This window comes from Nonomuraea sp. NPDC048892, assembly GCF_040649735.1.
GTDB classification, from domain to species: Bacteria; Actinomycetota; Actinomycetes; order Streptosporangiales; family Streptosporangiaceae; genus Nonomuraea; species Nonomuraea maheshkhaliensis.
In genome coordinates this window covers 165,110-185,104 of record NZ_JBEZFZ010000014.1, presented here as the reverse complement: position 1 = coordinate 185,104, position 19,995 = coordinate 165,110, and the positions used below count along the sequence as shown (strand labels likewise).

General features: G+C 71.0%; 22 protein-coding genes. 7 read left to right on the top strand and 15 right to left on the bottom strand.

Translation table 11 applies throughout. The features are described from left to right. Window positions 1-71: 71 nt before the first annotated feature. The 4 genes from AB0C28_RS36215 to sigE all read right to left on the bottom strand — a co-directional run bounded on the left by AB0C28_RS36215 (window position 72) and on the right by sigE (window position 3,807). Window positions 72-440, bottom strand: coding sequence for a sec-independent translocase (locus tag AB0C28_RS36215; protein ID WP_357854718.1), 369 nt, complete (start codon window positions 438-440; stop codon window positions 72-74). A 267-nt stretch (window positions 441-707) separates the two neighbouring features. Then, window positions 708-2,480, bottom strand: a complete 1,773-nt coding sequence (locus AB0C28_RS36210) for a trypsin-like peptidase domain-containing protein (RefSeq protein WP_358080154.1) — start codon at window positions 2,478-2,480, stop codon at window positions 708-710. A 165-nt stretch (window positions 2,481-2,645) separates the two neighbouring features. Then, window positions 2,646-3,173, bottom strand: coding sequence for a zf-HC2 domain-containing protein (locus tag AB0C28_RS36205; protein ID WP_357854723.1), 528 nt, complete (start codon window positions 3,171-3,173; stop codon window positions 2,646-2,648). A 1-nt stretch (window position 3,174) separates the two neighbouring features. After that, the gene (gene sigE / locus AB0C28_RS36200) at window positions 3,175-3,807 is read right to left on the bottom strand and encodes an RNA polymerase sigma factor SigE (RefSeq protein ID WP_357854726.1); all 633 of its coding nucleotides are present in this window, start codon (window positions 3,805-3,807) and stop codon (window positions 3,175-3,177) included. 173 nt (window positions 3,808-3,980) lie between these two features. On the opposite strand from sigE, the gene AB0C28_RS36195 reads away from it, so the two are divergent. After that, entirely contained in the window at window positions 3,981-4,619 is a 639-nt protein-coding gene (locus tag AB0C28_RS36195) for an O-methyltransferase (protein WP_346110978.1), read from the top strand. Between the two features lie 133 nt (window positions 4,620-4,752). On the opposite strand, the gene AB0C28_RS36190 is transcribed toward AB0C28_RS36195, so the two are convergent. Further along, on the bottom strand, window positions 4,753-6,171 hold the full coding sequence (locus AB0C28_RS36190; RefSeq protein ID WP_358080153.1) for a leucyl aminopeptidase: 1,419 nt from the start codon (window positions 6,169-6,171) through the stop codon (window positions 4,753-4,755). 79 nt (window positions 6,172-6,250) lie between these two features. Further along, window positions 6,251-6,418, bottom strand: a complete 168-nt coding sequence (locus tag AB0C28_RS36185) for a DUF3117 domain-containing protein (protein WP_020545024.1) — start codon at window positions 6,416-6,418, stop codon at window positions 6,251-6,253. Window positions 6,419-6,577: 159 nt separating this feature from the next. On the opposite strand from AB0C28_RS36185, the gene AB0C28_RS36180 reads away from it, so the two are divergent. The 3 genes from AB0C28_RS36180 to AB0C28_RS36170 are packed head-to-tail and all read left to right on the top strand — an operon-like array spanning window position 6,578 to window position 10,512. Continuing rightward, window positions 6,578-7,375, top strand: a complete 798-nt coding sequence (locus AB0C28_RS36180) for a PaaX family transcriptional regulator C-terminal domain-containing protein (RefSeq protein WP_346110980.1) — start codon at window positions 6,578-6,580, stop codon at window positions 7,373-7,375. Further along, window positions 7,372-8,148: an enoyl-CoA hydratase-related protein gene (locus AB0C28_RS36175; RefSeq protein ID WP_358080152.1), complete on the top strand. Its 777-nt coding sequence runs from the start codon at window positions 7,372-7,374 to the stop codon at window positions 8,146-8,148. Before AB0C28_RS36180 ends, AB0C28_RS36175 begins: the two co-directional genes overlap by 4 nt. A 36-nt stretch (window positions 8,149-8,184) precedes the next feature. Beyond that, window positions 8,185-10,512, top strand: a complete 2,328-nt coding sequence (locus AB0C28_RS36170) for a polysaccharide lyase 8 family protein (RefSeq protein WP_358080151.1) — start codon at window positions 8,185-8,187, stop codon at window positions 10,510-10,512. On the opposite strand, the gene AB0C28_RS36165 is transcribed toward AB0C28_RS36170, so the two are convergent. From AB0C28_RS36165 to AB0C28_RS36140, 6 genes are all read right to left on the bottom strand, one after another. Further along, on the bottom strand, window positions 10,484-11,002 hold the full coding sequence (locus tag AB0C28_RS36165) for a DNA-3-methyladenine glycosylase I (RefSeq protein ID WP_357855519.1): 519 nt from the start codon (window positions 11,000-11,002) through the stop codon (window positions 10,484-10,486). The genes AB0C28_RS36170 and AB0C28_RS36165 overlap by 29 nt on opposite strands. 29 nt (window positions 11,003-11,031) lie before the next feature. Then, complete coding sequence (locus tag AB0C28_RS36160; protein WP_358080150.1) at window positions 11,032-11,790, bottom strand: hypothetical protein; 759 nt, start codon at window positions 11,788-11,790, stop codon at window positions 11,032-11,034. 82 nt (window positions 11,791-11,872) lie between these two features. Further along, a complete protein-coding gene (locus tag AB0C28_RS36155) occupies window positions 11,873-12,457 on the bottom strand; it encodes a TIGR00730 family Rossman fold protein (RefSeq protein ID WP_358080149.1) in 585 nt (194 codons plus the stop codon). 22 nt (window positions 12,458-12,479) lie between these two features. Continuing rightward, entirely contained in the window at window positions 12,480-13,277 is a 798-nt protein-coding gene (locus AB0C28_RS36150) for a TIGR00730 family Rossman fold protein (protein ID WP_357854744.1), read from the bottom strand. A 216-nt stretch (window positions 13,278-13,493) separates the two neighbouring features. Continuing rightward, complete coding sequence (gene dapE / locus AB0C28_RS36145) at window positions 13,494-14,561, bottom strand: succinyl-diaminopimelate desuccinylase (RefSeq protein WP_358080148.1); 1,068 nt, start codon at window positions 14,559-14,561, stop codon at window positions 13,494-13,496. Continuing rightward, the gene (locus AB0C28_RS36140) at window positions 14,561-15,394 is read right to left on the bottom strand and encodes a 2,3,4,5-tetrahydropyridine-2,6-dicarboxylate N-succinyltransferase (RefSeq protein WP_357854750.1); all 834 of its coding nucleotides are present in this window, start codon (window positions 15,392-15,394) and stop codon (window positions 14,561-14,563) included. The genes dapE and AB0C28_RS36140 overlap by 1 nt, the downstream gene beginning before the upstream one ends. Before the next feature lie 43 nt (window positions 15,395-15,437). Here AB0C28_RS36140 and AB0C28_RS36135 point away from each other — a divergent pair, with 43 nt between their 5' ends. After that, window positions 15,438-16,250 carry a hypothetical protein gene (locus tag AB0C28_RS36135; protein ID WP_358080147.1) on the top strand — a complete coding sequence of 271 codons (813 nt, stop codon included), beginning with the start codon at window positions 15,438-15,440 and terminating at the stop codon, window positions 16,248-16,250. 15 nt (window positions 16,251-16,265) lie between these two features. Here AB0C28_RS36135 and AB0C28_RS36130 read toward each other — a convergent pair whose 3' ends face one another. The 3 genes from AB0C28_RS36130 to fdxA all read right to left on the bottom strand — a co-directional run bounded on the left by AB0C28_RS36130 (window position 16,266) and on the right by fdxA (window position 18,527). Beyond that, window positions 16,266-16,922, bottom strand: coding sequence for a DUF4178 domain-containing protein (locus tag AB0C28_RS36130; RefSeq protein ID WP_357854756.1), 657 nt, complete (start codon window positions 16,920-16,922; stop codon window positions 16,266-16,268). A 93-nt stretch (window positions 16,923-17,015) separates the two neighbouring features. Continuing rightward, on the bottom strand, window positions 17,016-18,086 hold the full coding sequence (gene dapC, locus AB0C28_RS36125; RefSeq protein WP_358080146.1) for a succinyldiaminopimelate transaminase: 1,071 nt from the start codon (window positions 18,084-18,086) through the stop codon (window positions 17,016-17,018). 114 nt (window positions 18,087-18,200) lie between these two features. Then, window positions 18,201-18,527 (bottom strand): ferredoxin, encoded by a 327-nt coding sequence (gene fdxA, locus AB0C28_RS36120; RefSeq protein ID WP_106240826.1) that lies wholly within the window; start codon window positions 18,525-18,527, stop codon window positions 18,201-18,203. 105 nt (window positions 18,528-18,632) lie between these two features. Here fdxA and AB0C28_RS36115 point away from each other — a divergent pair, with 105 nt between their 5' ends. Further along, entirely contained in the window at window positions 18,633-18,863 is a 231-nt protein-coding gene (locus tag AB0C28_RS36115) for a hypothetical protein (protein ID WP_357854762.1), read from the top strand. Between the two features lie 17 nt (window positions 18,864-18,880). After that, the gene (locus AB0C28_RS36110; RefSeq protein WP_358080145.1) at window positions 18,881-19,951 is read left to right on the top strand and encodes an extracellular solute-binding protein; all 1,071 of its coding nucleotides are present in this window, start codon (window positions 18,881-18,883) and stop codon (window positions 19,949-19,951) included. Window positions 19,952-19,995: the final 44 nt, after the last annotated feature.

Below are 19,995 nucleotides of genomic sequence, written 5' to 3'. Positions count from 1 at the left end.
CTTCCGCATGTGCGGGACGCTCACGCGGTCTTCGCGTACGCGGGGGCGGGCTCTTCGGGTGTGCGGGACGCTCAGGTGGCCTCGGCGTCGTAGGGCGGGATCTCACCGAACCCGAGCTCGTCGACCGGCTCAGGCTCGTAGGGGGCCGCGGCGACCGGCTCCAGCGTCTGCTGCTTGCCGTTGTTGTTCCAGTCGTCCTCGATGTCGTCGAGGAGGTGCTTGCGGACGAAGTTTCGCGGGTTGAGGTCGGCGGGGTCGAAGTTCTGGAACTCCGGGCCCAGACCGGCGCGAAGGTCGTCACGCGCGTTGTTCGCCATCCGCCGCAGGTTGCGTAGCGTCTTGCCCGCCTGTGAGGCGGCCTGAGGCAGTTTGTCGGGACCGAAGACGAGGAGCGCGATCACGATCAGCGCTCCGATCTCCGCCCACCCAAGTCCGAACACCGTGAGCTCCTACCGCAGTCCAACCACTCCGAGGACAACCCCGGCCTATCCACAGACTACGGGCTCCTGGGGGTAGGTCGGTCGTCCACCTAGGTCATATCACCGGCGGGAACGGCTTCGCCCAGGAGGGTTCGTTCCCGGACGAACAGGGCTCCGGGAGACGGTGGTGTCTCCCGGAGCCGTGAGCGAGGTGTCCTGGTCAAGCCGCCGGAGTCCCGGAGCCGTGAGCCCAGAGCCGTGAGCCTGGTGCCGTGTTCAGGGCCGCGATCAGGACGGTGTCGGCTTGGGCTCCTCGTCCGCCGTCACGACGAGCGTGGCGGAGCGTTCCTTGCCGTCGCGCTGGTACTTCACGTTGATCTTGGCGCCCGGAGCCTTGCTGCGGATGAGGGCGATCAGCTCGTTCCCGTCCTGCAGCGCGAGCCCGTCGATCTCCAGGATCACGTCACCCGCCTTCAGCCCCGCCTTCCCGGCCGGACCGTCGGCGTCCACCGGCTGCTGGCCGCCGGCGGGCTCGGTGGCGATCTTCACGCCGACCCCGCGGTAGTCCTTCTCCAGCACGATGCCGATCTTGGGGCGCTTGGCCTTGCCGGTCGTGATCAGTTCTTCCGCCACCCGGCGGGTCTGGTTCACCGGGATCGCGAAGCCCAGGCCGATGCTGCCGCTCTGGCTGCTCATCGAGCGCCCGAGCGTGGCGATGGCCGAGTTGACGCCGACGACCTCGCCCCGGCCGTTCACCAGCGGCCCGCCCGAGTTGCCCGGGTTGATGGCCGCGTCGGTCTGGATCGCGCTGATGTACGCGGGCTCCTCGGCGCTGGTGCCGGTGTCGTCACCCGCGATGACCGGGCGGTTGAGCGAGCTGACGATGCCGGTCGTCACCGTGCCGGTCAGGCCCAGGGGCGAGCCGATGGCGATGACGGGGTCGCCCACCACGACCTGGTCGGAGTTGCCGAGCGTGATCTCCGGCGTCCCGAACGTCTCCTCCGGCTTGACCACGGCCAGGTCGGAGCCAGGGTCGCGGCCGACGATGCGGGCCGAGGTGGTCTTGCGGTTGTTGAACATGATCCGGATCTCGCCGCCCTTGGCGGCCAGCGAGACCACGTGGTTGTTGGTGACCACGTAGCCGTTCTTGATCAGGAAGCCGGAGCCTGAGGCGCCCTCGGTGTTGGTGCCGTTGCCGACCTCCAGCGAGACCACGCTGGGCAGCACCCGCGAGGCCACGCCGGCGACCGAGTCGGGCGCGCGGTTGGTGGCGCCGGTCGGGAGCGGGCCGAGGCTGTAGGAGGGGTCGTTGCCGCTGGTCGGCTTGGTGAGCAGGTAGGTGCCGACGCTGCCGAGCATCGAGGCCGCCAGGGCGATCACCACGGCCAGCACGACGAGCAGCCCGGTGGAGGGGCCGCGCCTGGCGGTGCCCACGCCCTGGGGGCCGGGGGGCGGTGGCGCCCAGCCCGTTCCCATGCCGAGCGCCTGGTGCGGGGGCGGCGGCGGCGCGGATCCGCCGTAGGGGCGGGAACCGCCGTAGGACTGCTCGCCCGAGGATCCGAACGGCGGGCCCTCGTAGGAGCGCGCGCCGCTGTCGGAGGAGCCGAAGAACGGGCTGTCGTAGGCGCGGGTGCCGTTGTCGGGCGTACCGGACGAGCCCGCGCCGGACGAGCCTCCGCCGGGTGAGCCGTAGGACGGCCCGGAGCCCGAGCCGTCGGGAGGACCGAACGTGGGGGCGCCGAACTGGGGGCCGGTCTGGGGGCCGGTCCGGTAACCGGCCTGGGGGTCGGTGCGGGGGTCGGTGCGGGGGTCGTGGGAGGACGCGCCGGATGGGGAGCCGCTGGAGGATGAGGCGTCGTACGAGCGGTACTCGTACGGCGGCGAGCCGTAGCCCTCGGAGCGGCCCGACGGGTCGCCCCACGACGAGCCGAACGAGGCGGGCGGCTCGGGCCGCCTGCCGTCGTAGTCGGACCTGTCGTCCGCGGGCAGGAAGTCCGGCCGCCCCTGTGGCTCGGGGTAGTCCGACGGCGTGCGTCCTTCTCTGGGGCGCTCGTCGGTCATCTAAGTCTCACCACTCCTTGGCTCGGCCACCGCAATCCTCGCTACTGCGGCATACGAGGGTCATAAAGCTTTAGTCAGGACTTGCTTGTGACAATTCCCGAACCCAGATCGTATGCCCCGCTCGCCGCCGACTACGCCAACCGTCTGTTCCCGGCATACCGGGGGTCAAGGCGTGGCGGTGGAAGGAGCGTTCGTAGGCGTAGTACGAGCCTGCTGCTGGAACAGTTCAACGGGCGGAGCCGGATTGCCCTGTCCGACGCCCGAGGCGGCGAAGAAGGTGCCCAGCGCCACGGCCGCGGAGACCACCCCGACCGCCACGTACGTCGTGCGCCTCCTAGAACCGCGGCCAGGGCCCGAGCCCCCACCGATGGCGTCCCTGCGCGGGCGGTTGTCCAGGGGGGCGATGCTGTGGGGACCGGGGATGGGCACACCGCCGAACGTGCGGGAAGGGAAAGGGCGCTCCCTCGGCGGCAGCGGGCCACCCGGCTCAGCCATCCGGAGCAGCGACATGGTCAGGTCGGCCGGCATCGCCGGAGTCTCCAGCGACCGCAGGCGCGTCTTCAGCGCCCGCATCGACTCGACCTCGCGCCTGCAGTCAGCACAGAAAGTCAGATGGGCGAGCGCGCGCTCGCGTTCGGTGTGATTGAGTTCGCCGTCGACGAGCGCGGATACACGTTCTCCAAGATGAGCCATATCAGACTTCCTCCCCACGGATCACGGTCGGGGGGAGTTGAGAATTACGGGGGGCCCGATGGTCGAGCGCCTCCCGCAACTGCGCCCGGCCACGGTGAATACGGCTTCGGACCGTACCCAGCTTGACGCCGAGCGTGGCCGCGATCTCCTCGTAAGACAGACCCTCGATGTCACACAGCACGATCGCGGCCCGGAACTCGGGGGCGAGCGCGTCGAGGGCGGCCTGGATGTCGGGCTCCAAGTGAGCGTCGTCGAGCGCCTGCGCCGGCGACGGCTCGCGGCCGCGCAGCCGCTCGGCGGCGTCGTCGGCCAGACCTTCGAACCTGATGCGCTGCTTGCGCCGCGCCATGTCGAGGAACAGGTTCGTCGTGATCCGGTGCAACCACCCCTCGAACGTGCCGGGGGTGTAACTCGACAGCGACCTGAAAACCCGGACGAAGACCTCCTGTGTCAGGTCTTCGGCATCGTGAACGTTGCCGGTCAGCCGGTAGGCCAGCCGATACACGCGTGCGGAGTGAGTCCGCACCACTTCCTCCCAGGTGGGAGGCGTCCAGTCAGACGACACGGGAGTATCCGTCTGGTGGTCGCTTTCGTCCACCAGAACTCCTCTCTTTGGGACCACCGCTACCGCCATAGTGCCTGGTTTCGTCCCTTCGTGCGTACTGCCTGCCTTCCGGACCGGCAAAGCCCGTTTAAACCTGCAACGCCTTAGGTCCCTCCTGAGTTCCCGTCCCGGCGTGTCTCCCCTAGGCTGCGATCGGTGCCAATCTCGCGGACCAATCGCACGAAAGTGGGGGGAGGAGGCCGATGACCAGTCCGGTGGAGGCCACTCTGGCCTATGCGGAGCAGTTCCATCACGAAGATGAGATCCTGCACGCGGCGCGGCAGCGCGGGCTTGAGATGGGGGCCATGCCCATCCTTCCCGGCGGAGGGGCGGCCCTGTGCTTCCTCGCCACCGCCGTGAACGCCAAGTCCGTCGTCGAGGTCGGCACGGGCTGCGGGGTGTCGGGGCTGTGGCTGCTGCGCGGCATGCGCGCGGACGGCACGCTGACCAGCGTCGACGTCGAGCCCGAGCATCAGCGGCTGGCCAGGCAGGCGTTCGCGGAGGCCGGCTTCTCCGGCGGCCGGGTGCGGCTCATCTCGGGGCGGGCGCTCGACGTGCTGCCGCGGCTGTCCGACGGCGGCTACGACATGGTGTTCGCCGACGCCGCGAAGTACGAGTACGCCGACTATCTCGCCGAGGCCGTCCGGCTGCTGCGCGTGGGCGGCATCGTGGCCTTCGACAACATGTTGTGGCACAACCGGGTGGCCGACCCCGCGCAGCGCGACACCGAGACGGTGACGCTGCGCGAGGTGGGCAAGCTGGTGCAGTCGGACGAGCGCCTGCGTTCGGTGCTCATGCCGCTGGGCGACGGCCTCCTCGCCGCCGTCAAGATCGCCGACTAGCCCGCGCCGAGCCGCCCGGCGGGCCGGACCTCGGCTGAGCCCGTCCGGCGGGCCGCCGATCGGGCTCGGTCCGCTCAGCCGTTCGGGCTCGGTCGTTCGGGCTCGGTCGTTCGGGCTCGGTCGTACCAGCCGGTCAGGCTCGGGTGAGCCACTCCAGCAGGACGCGTACGCCGAAGCCGGTGGCGCCCTTGCTGAGCGTGCCCTCGTCGACCGTGCTGCGCCCGACACCGGCGATGTCGAGGTGCGCCCACGGCCGCCGGCCCGCGAACTCGCGCAGGAACAGCGCCGCCGTGATGGACCCCGCGCCGTACGTGGACCCGGTCTCGACGTTGGCCAGGTCGGCGATCGACGACTCCAGCGCGGGCGTGTAGTCCTCGATCAGCGGCATCCGCCACAGCCGGTCGTCGGCGGCCTGCCCGGCCTCCACGAGCTCCTTGGCGAGGACGTCGTCAGAGGAGTAGACGGCGCCGACGTGACGGCCGAGCGCCACCGTGATCGCCCCGGTGAGCGTGGCGATGTCGACCACCGCGTCGGGGTCGAGCACGGCGTCGGCGTAGGCGAGCGCGTCGGCCAGCACCAGCCGCCCCTCGGCGTCGGTGTTGAGCACCTCGACCGTGCGCCCGCCGTAGGGGGTGATGACGTCGCTGGGCCGCTGGGCGGTGCCGGACGGCATGTTCTCGGCGGCGGCGACGAGCCCGGTCACGCGTACGGGAGCCTTGAGCGCGGCCAGCGCGCCGAGCACGGCGATGACGACCGCGCCGCCCGCCATGTCGGTCTTCTGGGTCTTCATGTTCTCGGTGGGCTTGAGCGACAGCCCGCCCGAGTCGAACGTGATGCCCTTGCCCACGAGCACCACGTGGCGCTCGGCCGGCTCGGCGGGCGTGTAGGAGAGCTTGATCAGCCGGGGCGGCCTGACCGAGCCCTTCCCGACGGCGAGAAGGCCGCCGAACCCGTCGGCCCGCAGCCGCTCCTCGTCCCACACCTCGACCGGCACGCCCACCTCGGCGGCCCGCTCGGCGAGCCAGGACGGGTCCTTGACGGACGCGGGCGTGTTGGCCAGGTCACGGGCGAGCGCCACGGCCCCCGCCACACCGGCGGCGCGGCGCACCGCCGCCTCGTCGGCGCCGGCGAACACCAGGGCCCGCACGGGCTGCTTGCCCACGGCACCGGTCTTGGAGGAGCCGATCTTGAAGGAGTAGGCGGCCAGCAGCGCCGCCTCGGCGAACACGGCCACGTCGCCATCAGGCACCACCACGGTCAGCGTGTCGCGGCCCTTGACCTTCCTGGTCAGCGCCGCGGCGGCCTTGCGCAGGGCGCGGGGTGAGCCGTCGCCGACGCCGTACAGCAGGACCCGTCCCACGCCACCGGCCCGTGCCACCGGGACCTCGACGATCTCCCCCGCCTCTCCCTTGGCCTCGTAGTGCGCCAGCAGGTCGGGCACCGGCAGGTGCAACTCGACCGCGGGAGCGAGGTCGGAGGCGTAAGGTACGGCCAGGAGCTCGGCATCGCCGGGAACCTCGGCGATCACCGACGCCGTGGTCTCAATGGGCACGGGAACATCTCCTCAAACGTCAGCGACCCTGGCGCCGGGCCACGCCAGGGTCGTCAATCAAGTGGTCTCTCGGGAGCTCTCAGCCGACGACGTTCTTCAACGCCTCGCCGAGAGCCTTCGCCTCGTCGGCGGAGATCTCCACGACGAGCCGGCCGCCACCCTCCAGGGGGACCCGCATGACAATGCCGCGCCCTTCCTTGGTGACCTCGAGCGGACCATCGCCGGTCCGCGGCTTCATCGCCGCCATGCGTGCATCCCTTCCTGCCTTGGGCTCCCGCGGCCCGCGATTTCCGACCTCCCGAGGGGGTGGTCGGCGCATTCACGTCTTCTGTGATGTCCTATTCTCCCGCATCGAGAGCGCTCATGGGTAACGATCTCCTCCCAGAATGCGTTGTCGAGGCGTGCGATGACGTCCAAACTGGACCTCGTGCACGCTCGCGCCGCTCTGTTCGACCTCTATGGGGACCACTTACGCTCACGCGGTGGACAGGCATCCGTCGCCGCACTCGTCCGGCTGATGAAACCCCTGGACATCGCCGCTCCCGCCGTACGAACGGCGGTTTCACGCATGGTGCGGCAGGGGTGGCTGCGGCCACTGAGACTGCCTCAGGGCGCCGGCTACGGCCTGACGCCGAAATGCGTCAGACGGCTGGATGAGGCCGCACTGAGAATTTACCGAGCGGGAACGCTGACCTGGCACGGCCGCTGGCATCTGATCGTCTTCGAGCCGGTCAAGGAGCGTCCGCGAAGAGAGCGGCTCAAAGCAGACCTGACCTTCCTGGGCTACGCGTCGCTGTCGGAGACCACCTGGATCGGCCCGCGCTCCTCGATCGAGCTGGACAACCTGCTCGAAGGCGAGGGGGTGCGGGCCGACAGGTTCGACGCCGGGCTGGAGGGCGACCCGCGCGAGCTGGTGGCCAGGGCCTGGGATCTGACCTCCATCGGCGAGGCGTACGAGAGCTGGCACGCCGAAGCTGTCACGCTGATCAGCACGCTGCCCGAACAGGCCCCGGCCGACCTGGTGTTCGCCACGAGGAGCAGACTCGTGCACGGGTGGCGCAACTTCCTGTTCCGCGACCCCGGCCTGCCGCCCGAGCTGCTGCCAGCGGGCTGGCCGGGCGAGAAGGCCAGGGCCTACTTCGAGCAGGAAGCCGCCCGGCTGCTGCCCGCAGCCGCCGCGTTCGTCGACAGGGAGTTGATGTGATCCGCTACGAGACGGCCGACGCCGTCGCCACCGTCACCCTCGACCGTCCCGAGGCGATGAACTCGCTGACCGCCGAGACCAAGCAGGAGCTCCTCGCCGCCCTGCGCCGCGCCGCGGAAGACCGCGGGGTCAGGGCCGTGCTGCTGACCGGCTCGGGCCGGGCCTTCTGCGCCGGGCAGGACCTGCGTGAGCACGCCGCGAACCTGGAGGCGGGCCGCGGCCTGGCCGACACCGTGCGCGCGCACTACAACCCGATCGTGGAGCTGATCGCCACCATGGCCAAGCCGGTGGTGGCCGCCGTCAACGGAGTGGCCGCGGGCGCGGGCGCGTCCCTGGCCTTCGCCTGCGACCTGCGGGTGGCCTCGGAGAAGGCGAAGTTCGCGCTGGCGTTCGCGGGCATCGGCCTGGCGCCCGACACGGGCGCGTCGTGGACGCTGCAGCGCCTGGTCGGCCCCGGCAGGGCCGCCGAGCTGATGCTGCTCGGCGAGCCGCTCGACGCGGCCCGCGCGCTGGAGCTGGGCCTGGTCACCCGGGTGGTCCCGCCGGGCGAGGTGCTGAAGAGCGCCCAGGAGCTCGCGGTACGCCTGGCGCAGGGCCCCACGCTGGCCTACGCCGCCACCAAGCGGGCGCTGGCCTACGCCGCCACGCACTCGCTGCCCGACGCGCTGGCCCTGGAGGCCGAGCTTCAGGACGAATGCGTCGCGACCCGCGACCATCTCGACGCCACCCGGGCCTTCCTCGCCAAAGAAGTGCCGGTCTTCAACGCGGAGTGACCGAGCCGTCACGGCCGCTTGGGTAAGGCTTGCGCCATGCGCTCTTCCGGATCCGATCGCCCGCCCGCTCCGCACGACGTCAAGGGCCCGCGCTCTCCGCACGACGCCGAGCGCCCGCGCGCTCCGTACTACGTCGAGCGCCCGCGCTCTCCCTATGGCGTCGAGGGCCTGCGCGCGAGCGCCGTGCGCCTGCTCACGGGCGGCGCGTTCGACGCGTCCGACCCGGTCTACGAGCGCCCGCTGGCCACGCTGAGCGAGCGCGCCGCCCGCCGGCTGGCCGAGATGACGCCCGGTCTCCTCTGGCCGGACCTGCCGCTCGGGGACCGGCCAGGCCGCGTGACGGGCAGCTACGGCCGGCTGCGGCTGATCGCCACCGCGTGGGCCACGCCCGGCACCGCCCAGTACGGCGACGACGCCGTGGCGGCCCAGGTGATCGAGGCGCTTGACCTGCTGCACGAGGGCCACTACAACGAGCGGCTCCCGGAGACGGGCAACTGGTGGTTCTGGGAGATCGGCACGCCCGCAGAACTGGCCCGGGTGTGCGTGCTGCTCGGCGACCGGCTCGACGCGGGCCGGACGGAGGCGTACCTGAGGGCGATCGACCGGTTCTGCCCCGACGCCGACCGGCGCGCGGGCTGGCCGGACGCCTCCGAGAGCGGCTCCAACCGGGCCGACAAGGCCTCCATCGTGGCCTTCCGCGGCGTGGCCGGGCGCGACCCCGGCCGGCTGGCGCTGGCCCGCGACGGGCTCTCCGACGTGCGTGACGGCGGGCGGCACAGCGTGTTCCGCTACACCGAGAGCGGCGACGGCTTCTACCGCGACGGCTCGTTCATCCAGCACGGCAGCGTGGCCTACACGGGCTCCTACGGCCTGTCCCTGCTCATCGCGGTCTCCGAGAGCGTGGCGCTGCTGCACGGCTCGCCCTGGGAGGTGAGCGACCCGGGGCTGCGGGTGGTGCTGGACGCGGTCGAGCACTCCTTCGCGCCCTTCGTGCACGACGGGCTGCTCATGGACACCGTCAGGGGGCGGGCGGCGACGCGGCAGGCGTTCTCCGACCGGGTGGCGGGCCATGGCGTGATCTCGGCCGTGCTGCTGCTGGCGGAGAGCGCGCCGGAGCCGTACCGGAGCCGGTTCATGGCGCTGGCCAAGGGGTGGATCGAGCGTGGCGGGAGCCGGGCCTACCTGCGGCACGCGAACGTGCCGGAGACCAGGCGGGCGGTCGCGGTGCTCGACGACAAGAGCGTGGAGGCCGCGCCGGGCCCCTCGGGGCACTTCGTGTTCCCCTCGATGGACCGGGTCGTGCACCGGCGGCCCGGCTGGTCGGTCGCGATCAGCATGTCGTCGCGGCGGGTCGCCGCCTACGAGGCGATCAACGGGGAGAACCCGCACGGCTGGTACACCGGCGACGGCATGACCTACCTCTACACCGGCGACCTCGGCCATTACGGGCACGACTTCTGGCCGACCGTGGACCCGTACCGGCTGCCCGGCACCACCGTGGACACCCGCGAGCGGACCGGCCTCGACTTCAGCGCCTACCGGCCGGCCAATGAGCAGGCGGGCGGGGTGGCGCTGGAGGGGCGCTACGGCGTCGCGGCCATGGAGCTGATCGGCGACGGCGTCACGCTGCGGGCGCGCAAGTCGTGGTTCTGCCTCGACTCGGCCGTGGTGGCGCTGGGCAGCGGCATCAGCAGTGGCGACGGCCGCAGGATCGAGACCGTGGTGGACAACCGCGCCACGGATGTGGAGCCGTACGTGGGCGACGGCTGGATCCACCTGCCCGGGGCGGGCGGTTACGTCGTCGACGGGGCCTCGATGCTGGTGGAGACGCGCTCGGGCCGCTGGCGCGACATCAACGCGGGCGACGACACCGAGGGCGCCGCCGACCTCGTCTCCCGGCGTTACGTGACGATCTGGTACGACCACGGCATCGACCCGCAGGACGCCACGTACGCCTACGTGCTGTTGCCGAACGCCACCCGCGAGCGGACCAGGTCCTTTCGCGGCGCCCGGCCCGCGCGGGTGCTGGCCAACACGCGGGACGTGCAGGCCGTACGGACACGCTCGCTGCTCGGGGCGACCTTCTGGACGCCGGGGACAGCGGGGATCGTCAGCGTGGATCAGCCCTGCGTGGTGATGCTGCGCCGGACCCGCGAACGGCTCATCCTGGCCGTGGCCGACCCGAGCAGGACCGTGGACGTCGTGACGATCACGCTCGACCGCCCCGCCCGCGGGGTCGTCAGGGCCGACGAGAGCGTCAGCGTGCGCACGGGCAGGACCCCCGTGATCACCGTGGCGGTCGGCGGGTCGCTGGGGCGCGGCCACGGCGTGGAGCTCAGCGACTCCGGGCCAGGCAGTCCTTGATGTGGTCGTTGACCAGGCCGATCGCCTGCATCAGCGCGTACGCCGTGGTCGGGCCGACGAACCTGAAGCCGTGTTTCTTCAGCTCCTTGGCCAGCGCCTTCGAGCCGGGGGTGACGGCGGGCACGTCGGCCATCGTCGCGGGCACGGGAGCGTCGGGGTCGGCGTGCCGCCACACCAGCTCCGACAGGCCGCCGGGCAGGTCGTAGGCGGCCCTGGCGTTGCCGATGACGGCCTCGATCTTGGCCCGGTTGCGGACGATGCCCGCGTCGCCGAGCAGGCGCTCGACGTCCTGCTCCGTGTACGCGGCGACCTTCGGGATCGAGAAGCGGTCGAAGGCGGCGCGGAAGTTCTCCCGTTTGCGCAGGATCGTCAGCCACGACAGGCCCGACTGGAACGCCTCCAGCGAGACGCGCTCGAAGACCTCGTCGTCGCCCCTGAGCGGGCGGCCCCACTCGTCGTCGTGGTAGGCGAGGTACATCGGGTCGGCCATGCCCGCCCAGGCGCAGCGGATGGGCTCGCTCACGGGCGCTCGTCACCGTCCTTGCCCCGGCCGGCGCGCTGAGGCTCGTCCACCTGCTCGCCCGAAGGATCGGCCGGCTGGGCGAGGTGCTCATCCCCGGCCTCCGCCACGGGCTCGTCGTCCGGCTTCTCGGCGGTCTCCTCCCCGGCCGGAACCTCGGAGGCCGGGGCGTCGGAGGCGGTGGCGTCGTGCGGGGCGTCGGAGGCGGTGGCGTCGTGCGGGGCGTCGCCGGGCCGGTCGTGGGCCTCGCCGTTGCTGGCGGCGGTGTCGCCCGGCTGGGCGACTCTCCACTCCGGCGGGCGCTTGAGCTGCGCGGCGTGCTCCCACGTCGCCGTGGCCCCGCCCGCCCCCACCGGATCGCCGGACTCGGGCAGTTCGCGCGGCGTGGCCGGCGCCTCGGGCTCGTGCTCGGTACGCGGCCCCGCCCCCGGCGCGGCGTAGACCTCCTGCCGCGCGTACAGCCGGCTCGACAGCAGCTCGGAGACCCGCTGCTCCAGCACCGCGATCCGGGTGTCGCGGGCGCTGATCGCGCCGGCGGCCCTGCGCAGGGTCTCGTCGACGCTCTGCGTGTGGTAGCCGACCAGGTTGACCGGCAGTTGGAGCGCCATGAAGTCGACCGCGGTGAGCTGCCCCGCCTCGGGCAGGTCGAGCGGCGGCACGTCGGGCGGGAACTCGGTCAGCTCACCGCCCCTGCCGAGGGAGACCAGCACCACGCAGGCCAAGATGGCGATGGCGGCGATGGCGAGTATGACCAGCACATTGGCATCGTACTCACACCATCGGGGCACGAGGTCCCGCACTTGCCGCGCCCGCCCCCGGAAGCGAGCGAAGCCGCGCAGGTCAGCCTGCGGCCTCGCCGAGTTCGGCGACGCTCGGCCGCACCGGCTGGGTGCGCGATTCGAGCGCGGCGAACGCCTCCGCCACGGTCGAGGTCCAGGAGATCGCGTCGAAGACGTCGGGCCGGGTGAAGCCCTGCTCGTACATGCCGTCCACCAGGTGCTTGAGCGGGTCGTACAGGCCGAACGGGTCGAGGATGACCAGCGGGCGATCGTGCAGGCCGAGCACGCGGGCGGTCCAGATCTCGAACAGCTCCTCCAGCGTGCCGATGCCGCCGGGCAGCACCAGGAACGCGTCGGAGCGGGCGTCCATGATGCCCTTGCGCTCGCGCATGTCGGCCGTGACGATCAGCTCGTCGGACTCCTCGTCCGCCACCTCCATGTCCACCAGCGCCTGCGGGATCACCCCGACCGTCCGGCCCCCGGCGGCCCTGGCGGCGGCGGTGACGGCGCCCATGCAGGACACCGACCCACCGCCGCTCACCAGGGTGTGGCCCCGCCGGGCGAGCTCGGTGCCGACGGCGGCGGCCAGCTCGATGTACTTCTTGTCGATGTTGAGGCTTGAGGCGCAGTAGACGCAGATGTTCACGTCGCAAGAGCTTATTCGGAGCCTATTGGGGCTCCGCGGTCTGGACCGCGGCGGCCTTCAGCTCCTCCTGGCGCTGATGGGAGCGGGCCCGGTCGGCGTCGACGATGATCCGCACGGCCTCGTCCACGTCGTCGGTCATGGTGATCAGGTCGAGGTCCTGCGGCGCGATCTTGCCGGTGCCGAGCAGCGTGCTCTTGATCCAGTCGAGCAGCCCGCCCCAGAACTCCGAGCCCATGAGCACCACGGGGAAGGAGGTGACCTTGCCCGTCTGCACCAGCGTGAGCGCCTCGAACAGCTCGTCGAGGGTGCCGAAGCCGCCGGGCAGGGCGATGAAGCCGCAGGAGTATTTGACGAACATCGTCTTGCGCACGAAGAAGTAGCGGAACTCGATGCCGAGGTCGACGTAGTCGTTCATGCGCTGCTCGAAGGGCAGCTCGATGCCGAGCCCGACCGACACCGCGCCGTCGACGTCGAGCGCGCCCCGGTTGGCCGACTCCATGACGCCGGGCCCGCCGCCCGTGATCACGGCGTAGCCGGTCTCGGCCAGCTTCCTGCCGAGCGCGCGACCCATCGCGTAGTCGGGCGTGTCGGGGGCGGTGCGGGCCGAGCCGAAGACGGTGACCGCCGGCGGCAACTCGGCGAGCTGTCCGAAGCCCTCCACGAACTCCGCCTGGATGCGCAGCACCCGCCACGGGTCCATGTGGACCCAGTCGGAGGGTCCCTGGCGGGCCAGCAGCCGCTGGTCGTGGGTGGAGCTGGGGACGAGGTCGCCACGGACGACGGCTTGTCCCTGGCGGCGCTCTCGGCGAATCTTTTCCATGGGGATGACGCTAGCCCTTCTCACGCGCGGCCGGTTCCGTCGTCCGAGTCTGTCGGCTGAAGGCGAAATCGCTGGTCGGACGGACGGAACATTGTCTGAAAAAATCTGGACGAAGCCGGGAACCGGATTTCCACTCCCCCGCGTCTAACTGCCGAGGGTGCTGCTCGGGACTGAAAGTGGTCTTCCCCGCCAAATGGCCGGCGAGGAAGGCCACTTTCACATGTGGAGCCAGTTCCGCATCGCCCGCTCGCTCTCCACGATCTTGGGCAGCGACACGTACTCGCCCTGCTGGTGTGCCAGGTTCGGGTCACCGGGGCCGTAGTTGACGGCGGGCACCCCCAGCGCGGAGAAGCGGGCCACGTCCGTCCAGCCCAGCTTGGCGCGCGGAGTGCCGCCGACGGCCGCGGTGAAGGCCGCCGCCACCGGATGCGTCAGCCCCGGCCTGGCCGCGGGCGCGCCGTCGGTGAAGCTCACCGCGAAGCCGTCGAACACCTCGCGTACGTGCTCCTGCGCCGCCTCCAGCGACAGGTCCGGAGCGAACCGGTAGTTGACCGTCACCACGCACACGTCGGGGATGACGTTGCCGGCCACCCCGCCGCGCACGCCGACCGCGTTCAGCCCTTCGTGGTATTCCAGCCCGTCGACCACCGGCCGGCGCGCCTCGTACGCGTTGAGCCTGGCCAGCACCGGCTCGATCCCGTGAATGGCGTTGACCCCGAACCACGACCTGGCGCTGTGGGAGCGCCGGCCGGTGACCGTGACCTCGGCCCGCAGGGTGCCCTGGCAGCCGCCCTCGATCACGCCGTCGGTGGGCTCCATCAGCACCGCGAAGTCGGCCTCCAGCCAGTCGGGGTGCTCCCTGGCGACCCTGGTGAGGCCGTTGCGCTCGGCCTCGATCTCCTCGCAGTCGTAGAAGACGTAGGTCACGTCCCTGACGGGCGCGGGCCCAGTGGCGGGCACGGTGGCGGCCAGCCTGAGCGCGACCGCCACGCCGGCCTTCATGTCGGAGGTGCCGCACCCGTACAGCAGGTCGCCCTCCACCCGGCTGGGCAGGTTGCCCGCGAGGGGGACGGTGTCGAGGTGGCCGGCGATCAGCACGCGCTCGGCGTGCCCCTGCTCCGTGCGGGCCACGACGGTCTCGCCCGACCTGGTCACCTTCAGGTGCGGCAGCGCCGTCAGCGCCCGTTCGACCTCGTCGGCCAGCGCCTTCTCGGCGCCGCTCACCGACTCGATGTCCACGATCGCGGCGGTCAGGTCGCGTACGTCCTGGGTCAGGTCAAGCATCAGGTGTTCACTCCGTGTTCGCGCAGCACCTCGTTGAGCGCCGCCTTGTCGTGCCTGCGCCCCGGCTCCAGGCGCTTGATCACCAGCACGCAGGGCAGACCGAACGTGCCGCCGGGGAACTCCTTCTGCCGCGTGCCGCTCACCGCCACGCACCACGCGGGGATCGCGCCGCGGGCCAGCTCCGCGCCGCTCTCGACGTCGATGACGGGCATCGAGGCGGACAGGATCGTTCCAGCGCCGACGACCGCGCCCTCGCCGACCCTGGCGCCCTCCACGATCATCGACCGGCTGCCGATCAGCGCGTCGTCCTCGACCACGACCGGCACCGCGCCTGGTGGCTCCAGCACGCCGCCGATGCCCACGCCCCCGGACAGGTGCACGTTCTTGCCGATCTGGGCGCAGGATCCGACCGTGGCCCAGGTGTCGACCATCGTGCCGGCATCGACGTACGCGCCGATGTTCGTGAACGACGGCATCAGCACCACGCCGGGCGCCAGGTACGAGCCCCAGCGCGCGATGGCCCCCGGCACCACGCGGACGCCGTCGAGGGAGCTCTTGAGCGGATGCCGGTCGTGCTGGTGGAAGTCGCCCACCTGCGAGCGGACCAGGCCGAGCACCTTGAAGCTGAGCAGGATCGCCCGCTTGGCCCGCTCGTCCACGACGACTTCGCCGCCGACCAGGTGAGCCGCGCGGGCCTCTCCCCGGTCGAGCAGATCGATCGCGCCGGTCACCAGGTGACGTGCCTCGGCGTCGGCCGGCGACAGCTCCGCGCGGCGCTCCCACAGCTCGTCCACCACCGGGGGTATCGGTGACGAGGTGCTCACGTGACTCATGGCCACGGAGCTTATCCGGCCGGGTAGGTTCTTCAGGGTGCGCGTGCGCTTCTCTCGTGGGGTCATCACCATCGTGGTCGTGGTCGTCGTGCTCGCGGTGGGCGTGTCGGTGGGCCTCTACCACCTGCTGAAGCGGGCTCCGCGGCTGGCGGTCCAGCCCGAGGCCTACTGCACCGCCGTCACGCCCGACGGCACTCTCGGCCTCGACATCGAGCAGGCCCGCATCTCGGCCACCATCGCGGCCGTGGCGGCGCGCCGCCGGCTGCCCGAGCGGGCCGTGGTGATCGCGTACGCCACGGCGCTGCAGGAGTCGAAGCTGTCCAACCTCGACTACGGCGACCGCGACTCGGTCGGGGTGTTCCAGCAGCGCGAGTCGCAGGGCTGGGGCAGGAAGAAACAGCTCATGGACCCCGTCTACGCCACGAACAAGTTCTTCGCCGCGCTGGTCAAGGTGAAGAACTACCGCAAGCTCCCGCTGGCCGAGGCGGCGCAGGCCGTGCAGCGTTCGGCGGGCGGCTACGCGTACGCGCCGCACGAGGGCGACGCGAAGATCCTTGCCGCCGCCTTCACCGGGCGGGTCCCGAAGTCGGTCCACTGCTGGTATCCCTCGGCCAAGACCCCGCCGCCGCAGCCGAAGACCGCCGAGGCGCGCAAGCAGCTGGCCAGGGCGCTGGGCAGCACGGCGATCACGTCGAAGAAGCGCGGGTGGCTGGTGGCCGCCTGGTCGGTGGCCCACGCCGAGCAGTACGCCATCAGCCGGGTCGGCTACAGCGGCGTGACCTGGTCCAACGACGTGGAGCTCGAGGGCTGGCAGGCGGGCGGCAAGGCCGGCGACCGCCAGGTCGAGCTGTCCTGAAAAGGGAAGCGCTGCTCAGGAGGCGCGGCGGATGATGGAGATCGAACCGGGCGGGAGCGGCTGGGCGTAGCCGGCCGTCCACGAGCCGCCCTGGATGCGTTCGAACGACAACAGCCGCCCGTCGGCGGCCCGGTAGTCGGCGAAGTCGAGCAGGCCCCGCTCGGGGTAGCCGGTGTCGCCCTCGGTCCTGAACGCGGCCGTGCCGCGCTCGATCGGGAAGAACTCCACGCCCTCCATGATCAGCATGCTCTTGGCCGGGACCATGCCCTGCGTCGGCACGTCGTTCCAGAGCTGGACCTCGAGGTGCGGCGGGTCACCGTCGAGCACCTCGACCGAGAGCCACTGGTAGCGCCTGGAGGAGTCGCGGAGGAAGAACTCCGTCCACTCGTGGCCCTGCCACGAGATGTACATCGCTCCGAGCACGCGGGCGCGTGAGCCGTGCACCTGGATCCGGTCCCCGATCCGGAGGGTGCGAGGGTCGGTGTAGTCGGTGCCGACATGCGCAGGGACGCTCACCGGCGCCGCCAGCGGGGTCTCGAAGGACGCGACCTGCGCGGGCGGCGCGCTCGTGCGGCCTCTCCTGTCCTGCCGCATGGTAGCCAAGAAGGCGCCCAGCAGCAGCAGGACAGTGGCGATGCTCAGCCCGAGTACGACCATGGAGGTCATGCTCATCGATCAGCTCGCTCCACTCGCGGTCTGCCTCGGCATAAGCCCTTATCAATTTATGCATGCTCAAGCCAGTTGGGATGGCTATGACGCGCGATCCTACTGGAGGCGGCGCACCGCCGCACCGATCCGCTCATCAGTCGCGGTCATCGCGATGCGGATGTGGCGCCCACCTGCTGATCCATAGAATTCGCCCGGCGCGACCAAAATGCCGATTTCGGAAAGCTTGGCTACCTGATCCCAGGCGTTCTGCCCGTTGGACGCCCAGAAGTACAGCCCTGCCGTCGAATGGTCGATTTCCCAGCCGGCCTTCTCCAGCGCGGGCCGCAGCATCGCGCGGCGCGCGGCGTAGAGCTCGCGCTGGTGCTCGGCGTGCTCGTCGTCGCCGAGCGCGGCCGCCATCGCGGCCTGCACGGGCTGCGGCATGATCATGCCGGCGTGCTTGCGCGTCTCCAGCAGCCGCTTGACCAGGACGGGATCGCCCGTCACGAACCCGGCGCGGTAGCCGGCCAGGTTGGAGCGCTTGGAGAGCGAGTGGACGGCGAGCAGCCCCTCGTGGGAGCCGCCGCAGACGTCGGGGTGGAGGATCGAGATCGGCTGCTCTTCCCAGCCGAGCTCGATGTAGCACTCGTCGGAGGCCACGACGGCGCCGCGTTCGCGGGCCCAGGCCACGACCTTGCGCAGGTGTTCCGCGGGCAGCACGCGCCCCGTGGGGTTGCCGGGGCTGTTGACCCAGATGAGGTCGACGGGCTCGGGTCCGAGCGCGAGCGTGCTGTCGGACGCGGTGCCGACCGCGCCGGCGAGTCTGGCGCCCACGTCGTAGGTGGGGTAGGCCAGCTCGGGGAAGACCACCCGCTTGGCGCCCAGGTAGGTGGGCAGCCAGGCGACGAACTCCTTGGAGCCGATCAGCGGGAGCACGTCGCGCGGCCCGACCGTGACGCCGTGCCTGCGCCTCAGCCAGCCGGCCGCGGCCTCGCGCAGCGCCACGCTGCCGTGGGTCAGCGGGTAGCCGGGGCTGTCGGACGCTCCGGCCAGGGCGTCCTGGACGACCCGCGGCACCGAGTCGACGGGCGTGCCGACCGACAGGTCGACGATGCCGTCGGGATGTGCCAGCGCACGCTCTTTGTACGGCTCCAGCCGGTCCCAGGGGAAGTCAGGCAGCTTGTTCACGATTCTTCTCCTCGGCGTACTGGGGCGCGGCGACTCAGCGGAGCCGCGTCACGGGCGCACGGCGCGAACGGGGCACATCCCTGCGGATGCCCCCGTGCACGACGTCGGGACTCGTCAGTGGTCCTCGCCCTGCGGCGGCAGGGCGGCCACCACCGGATGGTCCTTCTCGATCTTGCCCACCTTCGAGGCGCCACCGGGCGAGCCGAGGTCCTCGAAGAAGTCCACGTTCGCCTTGTAGAAGTCCTTCCACTGCTCGGGAAGGTCGTCCTCGTAGAAAATGGCCTCGACGGGGCACACTGGTTCGCACGCGCCGCAGTCCACGCACTCGTCGGGGTGGATGTAAAGCATGCGCTCGCCCTCGTAGATGCAATCAACGGGGCATTCCTCGATGCACGCCTTGTCCAGGACGTCCACGCAAGGCTGCGCGATGACGTAGGTCACCTCGAGCTCCTTCTTCTCCGCACCATGGCATGACTTCGACCGCGGTTTGCTACGCCCTAGTATTGCCGTGCTTGCACGCTGGCCGAAACGGAGGGTGCCAAACTCATGGCCGCGCGCCTCGTCATCGCCATCACAAGTCAGGATATTGGCGCACGGATCACCACCCGCAGACGCGTCCCGGGCGGGTTCCGCGACGCGGTGGGCGTGCTCGTGTCGTGGTCGGACGGACTTCTCAAAGTTCGCAAAAGGGATGGCACCGTGGTGGAGATCCCCGAAGAGACACTCGTGGCCGCCAAGGTCGTTCCGGCCGCGCCTCCTCGACCTGGGCGGATGTAACAGTAAGTATTCAATACGTGACTGTACGTACCTGCGCCGCCGCAGCAGCCATCCTCGCCAGCGCCGGATGCGGCGCGTCGTCCACGGACACCGCCTCCACCGAGGCCAGGAACCTGCCGCCGATCAACACCGGAGCCACCTCGTTGAAGGCCGGTTTCGGCACCATGGACCGCCTGGCCGAGGCCGCCAAGCGCGAGGGCGAGCTCAACGTGATCGCCCTGCCCCGCGAATGGGTCAACTACGGCGAGGTCATCGACACCTTCGCCGACAAGTACGACATCAAGGTCAACGAGCTGGAGCCCACCGCGAGCAGCAAGCGCGAACTGGACGCCGCCGCTCAGCTCAAGCCCGACGTGTTCGACCTGACGATGGACGTGGCCGTCTCCGCGGCCGACCGGTTCGCCCGCTACCAGGTCCAGGGCTGGCAGGACCTGCCCGACCACGTGAAGGAGCCGTCCGGCGCCTGGTACGCCGCGTACGGCGGCTACATGTCCATCGGCTACGACCCCCGCGCGGTCAAGCCGCCCGCCTCCTTCGCCGACCTGCTCGGGCCCGGCTACAAGGTCGCCCTCGACGGCGACCCGCTGCGCTCGGCGTCGGCGTTCGGCGGCGTCATGGCGGCGTCCATGCGCTCGGGGACGCCGCAGCCGCAGCAGGGCGTCGAGCTGTTCGCCAAGCTCAAGCAGGCGGGCAGGCTGACCGACCTGGCCAAGGCCAACGTGGTCATCGCCTGGGACCACCTCAACGCCGCGCGCAGCGCCGAGCACGGCGACGCCTGGAGGGTGACGATCCCCCGGGACGCGGCGCTCGGCGGCTACCACGTGCAGGCGATCAACAAGAACGCCCCGCACCCGGCCGCGGCCCGGCTCTGGCAGGAGTTCCTGTTCTCCGACGAGGGCCAGAACCTGCTCCAGAAGGGGTACGCCCGGCCGGTGCGCGGCGAGGCGATGCTCATGAAGGGCACGCTCGACAGGGAGCAGGCCGGGAAATTGCCCAAGGCGCCCGGCCCGCCGGTGCTCATGACGATTCCGCAGGCAGACGCGGCGAAGGCGTACCTGAGGAAGGAGTGGGGCAAGAAGGTGGGATGAGTCCTATGTGACTTGATATGTGGTAGCGACAATCAGCCTCTAAA

What these genes read in the sequence shown, in the direction of transcription:
- AB0C28_RS36210 (WP_358080154.1), bottom strand. Translation starts at nt 2,480, where the DNA reads ATGACCGACGAGCGCCCCAGAGAAGGACGCACGCCGTCGGACTACCCC.
- AB0C28_RS36205 (WP_357854723.1), bottom strand. Translation starts at nt 3,173, where the DNA reads ATGGCTCATCTTGGAGAACGTGTATCCGCGCTCGTCGACGGCGAACTC.
- sigE (WP_357854726.1), bottom strand. Translation starts at nt 3,807, where the DNA reads ATGGCGGTAGCGGTGGTCCCAAAGAGAGGAGTTCTGGTGGACGAAAGC.
- AB0C28_RS36195 (WP_346110978.1), top strand. Translation starts at nt 3,981, where the DNA reads ATGACCAGTCCGGTGGAGGCCACTCTGGCCTATGCGGAGCAGTTCCAT.
- AB0C28_RS36185 (WP_020545024.1), bottom strand. Translation starts at nt 6,418, where the DNA reads ATGGCGGCGATGAAGCCGCGGACCGGCGATGGTCCGCTCGAGGTCACC.
- AB0C28_RS36180 (WP_346110980.1), top strand. Translation starts at nt 6,578, where the DNA reads ATGACGTCCAAACTGGACCTCGTGCACGCTCGCGCCGCTCTGTTCGAC.
- AB0C28_RS36170 (WP_358080151.1), top strand. Translation starts at nt 8,185, where the DNA reads ATGCGCTCTTCCGGATCCGATCGCCCGCCCGCTCCGCACGACGTCAAG.
- AB0C28_RS36165 (WP_357855519.1), bottom strand. Translation starts at nt 11,002, where the DNA reads ATGGCCGACCCGATGTACCTCGCCTACCACGACGACGAGTGGGGCCGC.
- AB0C28_RS36150 (WP_357854744.1), bottom strand. Translation starts at nt 13,277, where the DNA reads ATGGAAAAGATTCGCCGAGAGCGCCGCCAGGGACAAGCCGTCGTCCGT.
- dapE (WP_358080148.1), bottom strand. Translation starts at nt 14,561, where the DNA reads ATGCTTGACCTGACCCAGGACGTACGCGACCTGACCGCCGCGATCGTG.
- AB0C28_RS36140 (WP_357854750.1), bottom strand. Translation starts at nt 15,394, where the DNA reads ATGAGTCACGTGAGCACCTCGTCACCGATACCCCCGGTGGTGGACGAG.
- AB0C28_RS36130 (WP_357854756.1), bottom strand. Translation starts at nt 16,922, where the DNA reads ATGAGCATGACCTCCATGGTCGTACTCGGGCTGAGCATCGCCACTGTC.
- AB0C28_RS36115 (WP_357854762.1), top strand. Translation starts at nt 18,633, where the DNA reads ATGGCCGCGCGCCTCGTCATCGCCATCACAAGTCAGGATATTGGCGCA.